The following is a 13,934-nucleotide window of genomic DNA, read 5'->3' as shown; positions in this document are numbered from 1 at the left end:
TGCTCCACCGCATCGACCTCCCGAGGGGACGAACACTGATGGCCTCCATCGAGATGAACAACATCGTCAAGAAGTACGGCGACGGGTTCCCGGCGGTCAACGACGTCAGCCTGGACATCGCCGACGGGGAGTTCATGATCCTCGTCGGACCGTCCGGCTGCGGGAAGTCGACGCTGCTGCGGATGATCGTCGGCCTCGAGGACATCACCAGCGGCGACATGATGATCGGCGGCAAGCGGGTCAACGACCTGGCGCCCCGGGACCGGAACCTGTCGATGGTGTTCCAGAACTACGCGCTGTACCCGCACATGACGGTGTACGAGAACATCGCCTTCCCGCTCCGGCTGGCCAAGACCTCGGACGACGAGGTGCGCCGCCGGGTGAACGAGGCCTCGGACGTGCTCGAGCTCAAGGAGCACCTCGAGCGCAAGCCGGCCAACCTGTCCGGTGGTCAGCGGCAGCGCGTCGCGATGGGCCGCGCCATCGTCCGGCAGGCCGAGGCGTTCCTCTTCGACGAGCCGCTGTCGAACCTGGACGCCAAGCTCCGCGGTCAGATGCGCACCGAGATCTCACGGCTGCAGCGCCGGCTGGGGATCACCACCGTCTACGTCACCCACGACCAGACCGAGGCCATGACCCTCGGCGACCGGGTCTGCGTGCTGCGGAAGGGCAAGATCCAGCAGGTGGCGTCGCCGCGCGAGCTGTACGAGCAGCCGGTCAACCTCTTCGTCGCCGGGTTCATCGGGTCGCCCCCGATGAACTTCCTGCCGGCGACGCCCGAGGGCAACGCGCTCAAGACACCGTTCGGGACGATCGAGCTGGACGCCGACCGCGTCGCCAAGATCGCCGGCCACGAGCTGCTGCTGGTCGGCATCCGGCCGGAGTACTTCGAGGACGCCTCGCTGGTCGACGAGGCCAAGCGCCCGCTCGGCTCGACGTTCCGGGCGCGGGTCGACGTCACCGAGTGGCTGGGCGACTCGCAGTACGCCTACATCCCCTACGAGGCCCCCGACTCGATCAAGGCCCAGCTGCGCGACCTGTCCAAGGAGCTGGACTCCGAGGAGCTGCGGACCCAGGCGATCGTGTCGATCGACGCGACCAGCCGCATCCGCGAGGGCCGCGACGCGGAGTTCTGGCTCGACAGCCGCAAGGTGCACGTGTTCGACCCGGAGTCCGGGGAGAACCTCACCCGCGACCCCGAGGCCGGCGCCGAGCTCACCCGGATGGCGACCCAGGACCGGGTCGAGCAGCTCGAGGACTCGCAGGCGCGGGCGGACGGTGCGCCCACGGGCGGGGCACCCGCGGGCGGCGCCCAGGTGGGTGGGGCCACGGCGGCCTCGGCCTGACGCGGCAGGAGGAGCATCCCGTCGCCCCCGCCCCGCACGCTCGGCGCGGAGCGGTGGAGGGCGGCCGTACCAGCACGTCACCAGGCTCGGAGTTGGCAACGATGGCGCGGGACACGTGGTGGCGGCACGCCGTCGTCTACGAGGTGTACCTGCGGAGCTTCGCCGACTCCGACGGGGACGGGGTCGGCGACCTCGGGGGCCTGCGCCGTCGGCTGCCCTACCTCGCCGAACTCGGCGTCGACGCGCTGTGGATCACTCCCTGGTACCCCTCGCCCATGGCCGACGGCGGGTACGACGTCGCGGACTACTGCGACATCGATCCGCGGTTCGGCACGCTCGCGGACGCCGACGCGCTCCTCGCCGAGGCCCACGGCCTCGGACTCCGCGTCATCACCGACATGGTCGCCAACCACACCTCCGACCGGCACCCGTGGTTCCGGGCGGCCCTGGCGGCCGGGCCGGGGGCCCCCGAGCGGAGCCGGTACTTCTTCCGCGACGGCCGGGCGGGCGGCTCGGCGCCGCCCAACGACTGGATCAGCGCCTTCGGCGGGCCGGCCTGGACCCGGGTGCGCGAGCCCGACGGCTCGCCGGGGCAGTGGTACCTCCACCTGTTCGCCCCGGAGCAGCCCGACCTCGACTGGGACCACCCGGGCGTCCGGGACGACTTCGACGCCGTGCTGCGCTTCTGGTTCGACCGCGGGATCGACGGGATCCGGGTCGACGCCGCCCCCGCGATGGCGAAGGTGACCGGGCTCCCCGACGCCGGCCACGGACCCGGCGCCCTGTTCGAGTCCCGCACCTGGGTGGGCAATCCGCACTGGGACGTCGACGGGGTGCACGACATCCTCCGTCGGTGGCGGCGGATCGGGGACAGCTACGAGGGTGATCGGCTGTTCGTCACCGAGGCGGTGGTGAACGGCCCCGAACGGCTCAGCCGCTACGTCCGGCCGGACGAGATGCACACCAGCTTCAACTTCGACTACCTGGCCTCGCCCTGGGACGCCGCGCACCTCCGCGCCGTGATCGATGCCAGCCTGGCCGCGCTCGAACCGGTCGGGGCGCCGGCCACCTGGGTGCTGTCCAGCCACGACGAGACCCGGCACGTGACCCGGTTCGGGCGGGCCCGGAGCGCGGCCGCCACGATGGGCTTCGACACCGGCGCAACGGCCGCCGACCCGGAGCTCGGGCTCCGCCGGGCCCGGGCGGCCGCGCTGCTCACCCTCGCCCTGCCCGGCTCGGCCTACGTCTACCAGGGCGAGGAGCTCGGGCTCCCCGAGGTGGAGGACCTGCCGGAGGAGGTGCTGCAGGACCCCACGTGGGAACGGTCGGGCCGCACCGCCCGGGGCCGTGACGGGTGCCGCGTGCCCCTCCCGTGGTCGGGCGACCGCCCGCCGTTCGGGTTCACCGACGACGGCGTCGAGCCGTGGTTGCCGCAGCCCGTGGACTGGGCGGGCCGCACCGCCGCCGCACAACTGGCGGACCCGGCGTCGACCCTGTCCCTCTACCGCACGGCGCTCCGCATCCGCAGGGAGGTGTCCGCCCTGCGTCGTGAACCCCTCGCGTGGCGCGACCTGGGTCCCGACGTCCTCGCCTTCGACCGGGGCGGGTCCTTCCGGTGCGTCGTCAACTTCGCCCGGCACCCGGTCCGGGTCGGCGGAGCCGGGCGGGTGCTGGTCGCCAGCCGACCCGTGGGGGAGCTGATACCGCCCGACTGCGCCGTCTGGCTGACGCGCTGACCGCCGCGCCGCGTGGTCCCGGGTCGCCGCGGGCGCCGGACGCCGGCGAGCCCCCCGCTATCGTCGGAGCGAGCCGCACGGTCCCCGCGCGACCGCCGAGCCGAGGAGCCTGACCTGTCCGAGCACGTCGACCCGGCGGACGACGCGGCCGGGGGCTCCTCAGCCGCCGCACCGCCGCACCCGCTCCGCACCCGGCTGCTGCTGTCGCTGGCGGCCACCGTCCTGGTGCTCGACCTGGTCACCAAGCTGGTCGTCGTCGCGACGATCGAGCCGGGGGAGGACATCCGCACCCTCGGCGGGGCGCTGTACCTGACCCAGCTGCGCAACACCGGGGCGGCCTTCTCCTTCGCCGAGGGCTTCACCGTGCTGTTCACCCTGGTGGCCGTCGTGGTGACGGTGGTGATCGTGCGCACCGCGCGCCGGCTGCGGTCGACCGGCTGGGCGGTGGCGCTGGGCCTCGTGCTCGGCGGGGCGCTGGGCAACCTGATCGACCGGATCTTCCGCGACCCGGGCTTCCTGCGCGGCGGCGTCGTCGACTTCCTCTCGGTGTTCGGCCCGGACGGGCGGGTGTTCCCGGTGTTCAACGTCGCCGACTCGGCGATCGTCTGCGGCGGCATCCTGGGCGTGCTGCTCGCCCTCCGCGGCATCGAGTTCGACGGCACCCGCGGCGGGGTGGACGAGCAGGCCGACCCCGCCTGAGCGGCAGGAGCACCTGCGGCCCACCACCCGTGCGCCCGTGACGGGACCCGGCAGGCGGGCCGTTCCCTCCCCTCGCGCGACCCGACCCGCACAATGGAGCCCGTGACCAGCTCTCCCGGCCTCTCGCGGGCTCTCCCGGTGCCCGACGGGCTGGAGGGCCAGCGGGTCGACCAGGCCCTGTCCCGGCTGTTCGGCCTCTCCCGCTCCGCCGCCGCCGAGGTGGCCGACGCCGGCCACGTGGTCGTCGACGGCCGCGTCCGCGGCAAGGGGGACCGGCTGACCGGCGGCAGCTGGCTCGAGGTCGAGCTGCCGCCTCCGCCGGGAGAGCCCGCGCCGCCCCGCCCGGTCGAGGGAATGGGGATCCTGCACGACGACGACGACCTGGTCGTGGTGGACAAGCCGGTCGGCGTCGCGGCCCACCCGAGCCCGGGCTGGGACGGGCCCACGGTGATCGGTGGACTGGCGGCGGCCGGCTACCGCGTCTCCACGTCGGGAGCGGCCGAGCGGCAGGGCGTGGTGCACCGGCTGGACGCCGCCACCACCGGCGTGATGGTCGTCGCGAAGAGCGAGCGGGCCTACACCGCGCTCAAGGCCGCGTTCAAGGAGCGCACGGTGGAGAAGGGTTACCACGCCCTCGTGCAGGGCCACCCCGATCCCTCGCGCGGCACCATCGACGCACCGATCGACCGGCACCCGCGGCACGACTGGCGGTTCGCCGTGGTCAGCGGCGGCCGCCCGTCGGTGACCCACTACGAGGTCACGGAGGCCTTCGCCGCCGCCAGCCTGGTCGACATCCGGCTGGAGACCGGCCGCACCCACCAGATCCGAGTGCACTTCTCCGCCCTGCGCCACCCCTGCGTCGGCGACACCACCTACGGCGCCGACCCCACCCTCGCCGCGAGGCTCGGTGTCTCCCGCCAGTGGCTGCACGCGGTGCGGCTGGGCTTCCCGCACCCGGCCGACGGGCAGTGGGTCGAGTTCACCAGCGAGTACCCGCCCGACCTCGCCGGCGCGCTGGCCGTCCTGCGCGCCGAGGCCTGACGCCCCTCCGGTGACGGCGCTGCCGGCCTCCCTCGCCGACTTCGGACCCGCCGCGCTGGCCGCGGTCGTGGTGGCCGTCTACCTGGTGGTGGGGGAGCCCGTGGTCGGGCACGTGCTGCACCGCCGGTTCGAGGGCCGGCTGCGCACCGACGCGGGGGCCCGGCGCTCGTTCTACCGGCGGCTGCTGGTGCTCGAGTGGGGGCTCGCGGTCGTCGCGTTCGTCGTCTGGCTGGCCGCCCCCGGGGTCGACGCCGCGGCCGTCGGGCTGGTCTGGCCGCGGGAATGGCCCGGACCCGGATCCGCCGCCGTCGTGGTGCTGGTGCTGCTGTTCGTCGTCGCCTCGACCCGCCAGCTGCGTTCCGGCGTCCTGCTGGAGATGGCCCGGCCGGCGCGCCGCCCGGGTGAGGGCCGGCACGCCGAGCCGCCGGGACAGTCGACGCTGGCGCTGCTCCCGCGCACGGCCGACGAGCGGCGGCTCTTCACCGTCGTCGGGATCACCGCCGGTGTCTGCGAGGAGTGGCTGTACCGCGGCTTCTTCCTCGCCGTGGTGGCGGCCGTGGCCGGGGGTGCGCCGTCGCTCGTGCTGGTCGTCGTCGCCGCGGTGGCCTTCGGGCTGGCGCACGCCTACCAGGGCCGCGCGGGCATCGTCCTCACCGGCGTCCTCGGCGGGGTGATGGCGGCGCTCTACCTGGACACCGGCTCGCTGCTGCTGCCGGTGCTGCTGCACGCGCTCATCGATCTCCGGTTCCTGCTCGTGCCGGCCAGCGCCCTGCCCGTTCCAGGTGCCGGACCGCAGGCGGACGCGACCGGCTGAGCCGCGGTCGGCAGGATGGACGCCGTGCCGAGCCCCACCGCGCAGGTCGCCACCGCCGCCGACTGGTCCGAGGTCGCCGCCCTGCGCACCCGCGTGTTCGTGGACGAGCAGGGCGTTCCGCCGGAGATCGAGCGGGACGCCGCCGACGCGACGGCGGTGCACGTGCTCAGCCGCGACGACGCCGGGCGGGTGGTGGCCACCGGGCGGCTGCTGGTCGACGGCGGCACGGCCCGGATCGGCCGGATGGCCGCCGCCGCGGAGGTGCGGGGGAGGGGGCACGGGGCCGCGGTCCTCGACGAGCTGCACCGCGAGGCGGCGCGGCGCGGCGCGACCGCGGTCGAGCTGCACGCCCAGCTGCCCGCCCGGCGGTTCTACGAGCGCGCCGGGTACGCGGCCGTGGGCGAGGTCTACGAGGAGGCCGGGATCGCCCACGTCACCATGCGGCGGCAGCTCGGCCGGGGGCCTGCGGGAACCGTGTGACGGAGTGGTCCGGATCGCGGAGACACGAACTGTCGGTGGTCGCCGGTAGACCTGTCGAGGTGCGAGGATCGGAGCCACCGGTCACCGCTGGAGCGTCACCGCCGAACGGCCTTCCCCGCCGGTCATGAGAACCACCCCGTCGACCCTGCCCGCCTCGCGCCGGCGGGGCCGGCGAGACCCGTGAGGAGCACCCCGCACCGTGAGCAACCCGTCCCGCGAAGAGAACTTCGTGCACCTGCACGTGCACACCGAGTACTCGATGCTGGACGGCGCGGCGAAGCTGCCGGAGGTCACCGCCGCGGCGGCCGCCCAGGGCATGCCGGCGCTGGCGATGACCGACCACGGCAACGTCTTCGGCGCCTACGACTTCTACAAGCAGGCCACCGGCGCCGGGGTGAAGCCGATCATCGGCATGGAGGGCTACTACACGCCCGGCTCCCGGTTCGACCGCGCGCCTTTCGACTTCGGCGACAAGCTGCTCGACGAGGAGGGTGACGGCGGGTCCAACCGGGGCAAGGCCGCCTACACCCACATGACGCTGCTGGCCCGCACCACCGAGGGCATGCACAACCTGTTCCGCATCTCCTCGCTGGCCAGCCTCGAGGGGCAGTACCGCAAGCCGCGCTTCGACCGCGACCTGCTCGAGCGCTACGGCAAGGGCCTCATCGCCACGACCGGCTGCCCCTCAGGCGAGGTCAACATGTGGTTGCGCGCGGGCAAGGAGGACAAGGCCAAGCAGGCGGCGGCGGACTTCCAGGACATCTTCGGGCGGGAGAACTTCTACGCCGAGCTGATGGACCACGGGCTGTCCATCGAGAAGAAGACCCGCCCGGCGCTGCTGGCCATCGCCAAGGACCTCGGCATCCCGCTGCTGGCCACCAACGACCTGCACTACACGCACAAGGAGGACGCCGACGCCCACGACGCCCTGCTGTGCATCCAGACCGGCTCCCGGCTCAACGAGCCCAACCGCTTCAAGTTCAACGGCGACGGCTACTACCTGAAGTCCGCGGCCGAGATGCGGGCGCTGTTCTCCGGTGACCTGCGCGAGGCCTGCGACAACACGCTGCTGGTCGCCGAGCAGTGCGAGGTGTCCTTCACCGAGGGCGCCGACCTGATGCCGCGCTTCCCGCTGCCGCCGGGGGAGGACGAGACCTCCTGGTTCGTCAAGGAGGTCGAGCGGGGGCTGCACAAGCGCTGGCCGGGCGGCATCCCCGACCACGTGCGCAAGCAGGCCGACTACGAGGTCGGGATCATCTGCCAGATGGGCTTCCCGGGGTACTTCCTCGTGGTCGCCGACTTCATCAACTGGGCCAAGGACAACGGGATCCGCGTCGGCCCGGGCCGTGGGTCGGCCGCGGGCTCCCTGGCCGCCTACGCCATGGGGATCACCGACCTCGACCCCCTGGCGCACGGGCTGATCTTCGAGCGGTTCCTCAACCCCGAGCGCGTCTCCATGCCCGACGTCGACATCGACTTCGACGACCGCCGCCGCGGCGAGGTCATCCAGTACGTCTCGCAAAAGTACGGCGAGGAGCGGGTCAGCCAGATCGTCACCTACGGCACCATCAAGGCCAAGGCCGCGATCAAGGACGCCGCCCGCGTGCTCGACCGGCCCTACTCGGTGGGCGACGAGCTGACCAAGCTCATGCCGCCGGACGTGATGGGCAAGGGCATCCCGCTGTCGGGGGTCTTCGACCCGGCCCACCCGCGCTACAAGGAGGCCGCGGAGTTCCGCGCCCGCTACGAGTCCGACCCGGGCGCGGCCGAGGTCGTCGACCAGGCCCGCAAGCTCGAGGGCCTCAAGCGCCAGTGGGGCGTGCACGCCGCCGGCGTGATCATCGGCCGCTACCCGTTGATCGACAGCATCCCGATCATGCGGCGCGAGGCCGACGGCGCGGTCATCACGCAGTTCGACTACCCGACCTGCGAGACGCTCGGCCTGCTGAAGATGGACTTCCTGGGCCTGCGCAACCTCACCGTCATCGACGACGCGCTGCGCAACATCGTGCTGAACGGCAAGGAGCCGATCGACCTCGACGAGCTCAGCAAGGACCTCACCGACAAGGCGACGTACGAGCTGCTCGGCCGCGGTGACACCCTCGGCGTCTTCCAGTTCGACGGCGGCCCGATGCGCTCGCTGCTGCGGCTCATGCGGCCGGACAACTTCGAGGACATCTCCGCGGTCGGCGCGCTCTACCGGCCCGGGCCGATGGGCGCGAACTCGCACACCAACTACGCGCTGCGCAAGAACGGCCAGCAGGAGATCACGCCGATCCACCCCGAGCTGGCCGAGCCGCTCGAGGAGATCCTCGGCCAGACCTACGGCCTGATCGTCTACCAGGAGCAGGTCATGGCGATCGCGCAGAAGGTCGCCGGGTACTCGCTCGGCAAGGCCGACCTGCTGCGCCGCGCGATGGGCAAGAAGAAGAAGTCGGTCCTGGACGCGGAGTTCGTCGGGTTCGAGGCCGGCATGAAGGCCAACGGCTTCTCCGCCGCGGCCATCAAGACCCTCTGGGACATCCTCGTCCCGTTCGCCGACTACGCGTTCAACAAGGCCCACTCGGCCGCCTACGGCCTGGTCTCGTACTGGACGGCGTACCTCAAGGCGAACTACCCGGCCGAGTACATGGCGGGGCTGCTCACCAGCGTCGGCGACGACAAGGACCGCCGGCCGATCTACCTGGCCGAGTGCCGGCGGATGGGCATCAAGGTGCTCCCGCCGGACGTCAACGAGTCGTCCTGGGACTTCACCGCCGTCGGCACCGACGTGCGCTTCGGTCTCGCCTCGGTGCGCAACGTCGGGACGAACGTCGTGGAGTCGATCGTCCGGGCCCGCGAGGAGAAGGGCGCGTTCAAGGACTTCGCCGACTTCATGCGCAAGATCGACACGGTGGCCTGCAACAAGAAGGTCATCGAGTCCCTCGCCAAGGCCGGCGCCTTCGACTCGCTGGGCCACTCGCGGCAGGGCATCGTCGCGGTCCACGCGCAGGCGGTCGACTCGGCCATGGGGCTCAAGCGCAAGGAGGCCGAGGGCCAGTTCGACCTCTTCGGCAGCTTCGGCGCCGAGGACGCCGCGGACGACCCGTTCGCCGGGGCGCTCGACATCACCATCCCCACCGCCGACTGGTCGAAGAGCGAGCGGCTGATGTTCGAGCGGGACATGCTCGGCCTCTACGTCTCCGACCACCCGCTGCACGGCGTCGAGCACGTGCTCACCTCGCACGCCGACACCCCGATCGCCGAGATCAACGCCGGGGGGGTCGAGGACGGCGCCAACGTCACGATCGCCGGCATCCTCACCGCGGTCTCGCCGCGCACCAACAAGCAGGGTGCGCCGTGGGCGATCGCCACGCTGGAGGACCTCGAGTCCGGCATCGAGGTGCTGTTCTTCCCCAAGACCTGGGCCGAGGTGTCGGAGAAGATCGTCCGCGACCAGATCGTCGTGGTGAAGGGCCGGATCAGCCGCCGCGACGACCAGCCCTCGCTGTTCGGCTCCGAGGTCACCGTCCCCGAGCTCACCGAGGGCCCGCGCGGCCCGGTGCTGGTCTCCATGGCGGCCGCTCGCTGCACCCCGCCGGTGGTCGAGCGCCTGCGCGAGGTCCTGGGCAGCCACCCCGGTACCACCGAGGTGCAGCTCAAGCTGGTCAACGGCAGCCGGGAGACCGTGCTGCGCCTGGACCAGGGGCTCCGGGTGCGGCCCAGCACGGCGCTGATGGGGGACATCAAGGCTCTCCTGGGGCCCACCAGCGTGGCGATCCTCTGAGCCGGCCGGCCACCGGTCCCCCGGGGGTGCGGACCACGGACGCCGGTCCCCGTTGTTCACTGGACCGGTGAGCACCCCACCGCCGTCGTTCCGACCGGTCCCCGGGGTGCCGCCCCACGCCTACTGGCGCGGGTGGCCGGAGGTCCGGCAGGACCTGCACGCGGGGCGGCGGCTGCTGCTCGCGCTCGTGCTGGCCGGCATCCCCGCCGGGTTGCTCTGGTGGGCGCTGGCGCCGCGTGCGGAGTTCGAGGTCACCGAGGCCGGACCGGTCGCCGTCGGCATGCCGTCGGGGGAGCTGCGGATCGGCGACGACGCCGTGCTGGTGCTCGTGCTGATCGGCCTGGGACTGTTCGCCGGCGCGGCCGCGTGGCGGCTGCGGCGCGCGCGCGGCGTCGGCATGCTGGTGGTGCTCGCACTGGGGACGTCGCTGGCGGCCCTCATCGCCTGGCAGACCGGTGAGCTGCTGGCTCCCTCGCCGAGCGAGGCCGAGCTCGCCGTCGTCGGCGCCCGGGTGAGCACCGGCCTGGTGCTGGGTTCCCTGCCCGGCCTGGCCGGCGCGCCGTTCGCCGCGCTGCTGGTCTACCTGGGCTGCGCGCTGGTGGCCGCCGACGACGGCCTCGGCCGGCACGGCCGCGACGACGCCGTCCCCGGCGGGCACGCCGCCGTCCCGCCGGTGGTCTGACCCGCGCTCAGTTCACCGTCATCGGGCTGGCGAACTGCTGCAGCGGTGCGGGGACCGCGCCGAGGGCCTGCAGCAGCGTCAGCTCCCGGCGCAGCAGGCGTGACTCCGCCGCCAGCCGCCGGCGGGTGGCCGACTCCGCCAGCAGCGCCTGCCGGTCCTCCGTCGTCAGCAGTGCGGAGGACGCGACGAGCCACGACAGCGCCTCCGGGTCGTCCGCGGCGGCGGCGAGGCGCACCGCCGCCTCCGCGCCGTCCCCGGAGGCCCCGGCGCCCAGCGCCGACACCTCCGACACGTAGCGGGTGAACAGACCGCCCACCCCGTGGGCCAGCACGTCCAGCGAACCACGGGCCACCGAGGTGGCCACCTCGTCGGCGGGCGGGGCCAGCAGGCCGGAGCCGTCGGTGACCGCCTCGGCGTCGCCGGCCGCCTCCTCGGCGGCCTCCTCCTCGGCGAGCCACTCGACCTCGGCCTGCAGGTAGGGCGGGTCGTCGCCGACGACGACGTCGAGCAGGCGGAACCGCTCGCCACCGACGGTCAGGATCCGGAAACCGCCGTCCGGCTGGGGCTGCACCCGCTGCAGCCGCGCGGTGCAGCCGATGTCGTAGAGGGCCGCGGCCGGCGAGACGTGCTCGACCTCCCAGCCCTGCCGGATGGCCACGACGCCGAAGAAGCGCCGGTCCCCGTGCTCGGGCAGGTCCATGAGGTCGCGCATCAGCCGGCGGTACCGGGGTTCGAAGATCTGCAAGGGCAGCACGACCCCGGGGAACAGTGGCCGTCCCAGCGGGAACAGCGGGATCAGCTCACCCATCCGGGCAAGCGTACGGGTCGTGGGCCCGCCGCCCGCCCGGGCGCTCCGGGCCGGGCGAGGGCCGCTGGCTACGCTGGAGGCCGCGTCGGCCCACACCAGCGACTTGTTCCCGCCCACCCCCGGAGGCACCCGTGCTCGCCCGCATCGACCTGCGCGGATCCGCGCTGCCCGGCGTCCGCGAGCTCGCCGGCCTGCTGCCGCGGGCCGCCACCGACATCGACTCGGTGATGGCCACCGTCCGGCCGCTCTGCGAGGACGTGCGGATCCGCGGCGGGCAGGCGGTGCGGGAGATCACCGCCCGGCTCGACGGGGTGGACGCCGAGGACTTCGCCGTACCGCAGCAGGCGCTGGACCGGGCGCTCGCCGAGTGCGACCCGACGCTGCGCGAGGCCCTCGAGGAGGCGATCTCCCGGGTCCGGAAGGTGCACACCGACCAGCGCCGCACCGACGTGACCACGCAGGTCGTCGGCGGCGGCAGCGTGACCGAGCGCTGGCTGCCGGTCCGCCGCGTGGGTCTGTACGTGCCCGGTGGGCTGGCGCCGCTGCTGTCCAGCGTGGTCATGAACGTGGTGCCGGCGCAGATCGCCGGGGTCGAGTCGATCGCCGTGGCGTCCCCGCCGCAGCGGGACAACGGCGGGCTGCCCGACCCGGGCGTGCTCGCCGCCTGCGCCCTGCTCGGGGTCACCGAGGTGTATGCCGTCGGCGGCGCACAGGCCATCGCCGTCTTCGGCTACGGCGCGGGCTCCTGCGAGCCGGTCGACATGGTCACCGGCCCCGGCAACGTCTACGTGACCGCCGCCAAGCGGCTGCTGCGCGGGCTGATCGGCATCGACTCCGAGGCGGGCCCCACCGAGGTGGCGATCCTCGCCGACGACACCGCCGACCCGGCGCACGTGGCGGCCGACCTGATCAGCCAGGCCGAGCACGACCCCCTCGCCGGCGCGGTGCTCGTCACCCCCAGCGAGGAGCTGGCCGACGCCGTCCTCGCGCTGGTCCCTGCCCAGGTGGCGGCCACCAAGCACTCCGACCGGATCACCACCGCGCTGGACGGCAGCCAGTCCGGCGTCGTGCTGGTCGACGACCTGGACGCCGGCCTGCGCGTGGTGGACGCCTACGCCGCCGAGCACCTGGAGATCCAGACCCGGGACGCCCGCGAGGTCGCGCTGCGGGTGCGCAACGCGGGCGCGATCTTCATCGGCGCCTGGTCGCCGGTCTCGCTCGGCGACTACATCGCCGGCTCCAACCACGTGCTGCCGACCGGAGGCTGCGCCCGCCACTCCAGCGGGCTGTCCGTGCAGTCGTTCCTGCGCGGCATCCACCTGGTCGAGTACGACGAGCAGGCGCTGGCCGACGTCGCCCGGCACGTCGACGCCCTCGCGGGCGCCGAGGACCTGCCGGCGCACGCCGCCGCCGTCCGCATCCGGCAGACCGCGCGGCAGAGCGGCTGATGGCCGGCCTCGACGAGCTCCCGCTGCGGCCGGAGCTGCGCGGACGCACGCCCTACGGCGCCCCGCAGCTCCCGGCCACGCACCGGCTCAACACCAACGAGAACCCGCACCCGCTGCCGGCCGAGCTGCTCGCCGACCTCGGTGCGGCGCTCGGCTCCGCGGCGCTGGAGCTCAACCGCTACCCCGATCGGGACGCGGTGGCGCTACGCACCGACCTCGCCGCCTACCTGACCCGCACCGGCGGGCAGCCGGTGGGCCCGGAGCAGGTGTGGGCGGCCAACGGCTCGAACGAGGTGCTCCAGCAGATCCTGCAGGCCTTCGGGGGAGCGGAGCGCACCGCGCTGGGGTTCACGCCCTCCTACTCGATGCACCCGATCATCGCCGCGGGCACCGGGACGGCGTGGGTCGACGGCCACCGGGCGGCGGACTTCACCATCGACGTCGCGGCCGCGGTGGCGCAGGTGCGGGAGATCCGGCCCGACGTCACCTTCGTGACGAGCCCGAACAACCCCACCGGCACCGCCGTCGACCTGGACACGGTGGCCGCGCTGTACGAGGCGACCGAGGGGGTCCTCGTCGTGGACGAGGCGTACGCGGAGTTCGCCCGCACCGGCACTCCCTCGGCGCTCACCCTGCTGCCCGGCCGGCCGCGACTGATCGTCAGCCGGACGATGAGCAAGGCCTTCGGCATGGCCGGCCTGCGGCTGGGCTACCTGGCCGCCGACACCGCCGTCGTCGACGCGCTGCAGCTGGTCCGGCTGCCGTACCACCTCAGCTCGCTGACCCAGGCCGCCGCGCGGACCGCGCTGGCGCACACCGATGCCCTGCTGGCCACCGTCGACGCCGTCAAGGCGCAGCGGGACCGGATCGTCGCCGCCCTGCCGGGCCTCGGGCTGGCCAGCGTGGCCAGCGACGCAAACTTCGTCCTCTTCGGCCACTTCGCCGATGCGCCCGCCGCGTGGCAGGCGCTGCTCGACCGGGGCGTGCTGGTCCGCGACGTGGGGCTGCCCGGCTGGCTCCGCGTCACCGCCGGCACCTCGGCCGAGACCGATGCGTTCCTCACTGCGCTGGGTGAGGTCGCGCCGGACCACCGCACGACTCTGGGAGACTGACC

The 13,934-nt window shown here is 73.5% G+C and carries 11 protein-coding genes; 10 read left to right on the top strand and 1 reads right to left on the bottom strand.

What is annotated here, in order from left to right:
• Positions 1-38: 38 nt before the first annotated feature.
• The 8 genes from ACI79T_RS00995 (at position 39) to ACI79T_RS00960 (ending at position 10,564) form a co-directional block, all read left to right on the top strand.
• Complete coding sequence (locus tag ACI79T_RS00995) at positions 39-1,346, top strand: ABC transporter ATP-binding protein (RefSeq protein ID WP_456608176.1); 1,308 nt, start codon at positions 39-41, stop codon at positions 1,344-1,346.
• A 101-nt stretch (positions 1,347-1,447) separates the two neighbouring features.
• Positions 1,448-3,082, top strand: coding sequence for a glycoside hydrolase family 13 protein (locus ACI79T_RS00990; protein ID WP_456608175.1), 1,635 nt, complete (start codon positions 1,448-1,450; stop codon positions 3,080-3,082).
• A 12-nt stretch (positions 3,083-3,094) separates the two neighbouring features.
• Positions 3,095-3,781: a signal peptidase II gene (gene lspA, locus ACI79T_RS00985; protein WP_456608174.1), complete on the top strand. Its 687-nt coding sequence runs from the start codon at positions 3,095-3,097 to the stop codon at positions 3,779-3,781.
• 93 nt (positions 3,782-3,874) lie between these two features.
• The gene (locus ACI79T_RS00980) at positions 3,875-4,822 is read left to right on the top strand and encodes an RluA family pseudouridine synthase (protein ID WP_456608173.1); all 948 of its coding nucleotides are present in this window, start codon (positions 3,875-3,877) and stop codon (positions 4,820-4,822) included.
• Between the two features lie 10 nt (positions 4,823-4,832).
• Positions 4,833-5,636 carry a CPBP family intramembrane glutamic endopeptidase gene (locus ACI79T_RS00975; protein WP_456608172.1) on the top strand — a complete coding sequence of 268 codons (804 nt, stop codon included), beginning with the start codon at positions 4,833-4,835 and terminating at the stop codon, positions 5,634-5,636.
• A 24-nt stretch (positions 5,637-5,660) separates the two neighbouring features.
• The gene (locus ACI79T_RS00970) at positions 5,661-6,116 is read left to right on the top strand and encodes a GNAT family N-acetyltransferase (protein ID WP_456608171.1); all 456 of its coding nucleotides are present in this window, start codon (positions 5,661-5,663) and stop codon (positions 6,114-6,116) included.
• A gap of 199 nt (positions 6,117-6,315) precedes the next feature.
• Complete coding sequence (gene dnaE, locus ACI79T_RS00965) at positions 6,316-9,882, top strand: DNA polymerase III subunit alpha (protein ID WP_456608170.1); 3,567 nt, start codon at positions 6,316-6,318, stop codon at positions 9,880-9,882.
• A gap of 67 nt (positions 9,883-9,949) precedes the next feature.
• Entirely contained in the window at positions 9,950-10,564 is a 615-nt protein-coding gene (locus tag ACI79T_RS00960) for a hypothetical protein (RefSeq protein WP_456608169.1), read from the top strand.
• 7 nt (positions 10,565-10,571) lie between these two features.
• Here the strand turns inward: ACI79T_RS00960 and ACI79T_RS00955 are convergent, their stop codons facing one another.
• A complete protein-coding gene (locus ACI79T_RS00955) occupies positions 10,572-11,372 on the bottom strand; it encodes an LON peptidase substrate-binding domain-containing protein (protein ID WP_456608168.1) in 801 nt (266 codons plus the stop codon).
• A 131-nt stretch (positions 11,373-11,503) separates the two neighbouring features.
• Between ACI79T_RS00955 and hisD the strand changes: the two genes are divergently transcribed.
• Together hisD and ACI79T_RS00945 are read left to right on the top strand one after the other, a co-directional pair.
• The gene (hisD, locus tag ACI79T_RS00950) at positions 11,504-12,820 is read left to right on the top strand and encodes a histidinol dehydrogenase (protein ID WP_456608167.1); all 1,317 of its coding nucleotides are present in this window, start codon (positions 11,504-11,506) and stop codon (positions 12,818-12,820) included.
• The gene (locus ACI79T_RS00945) at positions 12,820-13,932 is read left to right on the top strand and encodes a histidinol-phosphate transaminase (RefSeq protein ID WP_456608166.1); all 1,113 of its coding nucleotides are present in this window, start codon (positions 12,820-12,822) and stop codon (positions 13,930-13,932) included. Before hisD ends, ACI79T_RS00945 begins: the two co-directional genes overlap by 1 nt.
• The last annotated feature ends 2 nt before the right edge of the window (positions 13,933-13,934 follow it).

The organism is Blastococcus sp. SYSU DS0619, from assembly GCF_054051035.1.
The sequence above is the reverse complement of the archived record's forward strand: the minus strand, read 5'-3'. Positions and strand labels throughout refer to the sequence as shown.

Excerpts from the sequence above, each read along its gene's own strand:
- ACI79T_RS00995 (WP_456608176.1), top strand. The coding sequence starts at position 39 with ATGGCCTCCATCGAGATGAACAACATCGTCAAGAAGTACGGCGACGGG.
- ACI79T_RS00990 (WP_456608175.1), top strand. The coding sequence starts at position 1,448 with ATGGCGCGGGACACGTGGTGGCGGCACGCCGTCGTCTACGAGGTGTAC.
- ACI79T_RS00980 (WP_456608173.1), top strand. The coding sequence starts at position 3,875 with ATGGAGCCCGTGACCAGCTCTCCCGGCCTCTCGCGGGCTCTCCCGGTG.
- ACI79T_RS00955 (WP_456608168.1), bottom strand. The coding sequence starts at position 11,372 with ATGGGTGAGCTGATCCCGCTGTTCCCGCTGGGACGGCCACTGTTCCCC.
- ACI79T_RS00945 (WP_456608166.1), top strand. The coding sequence starts at position 12,820 with ATGGCCGGCCTCGACGAGCTCCCGCTGCGGCCGGAGCTGCGCGGACGC.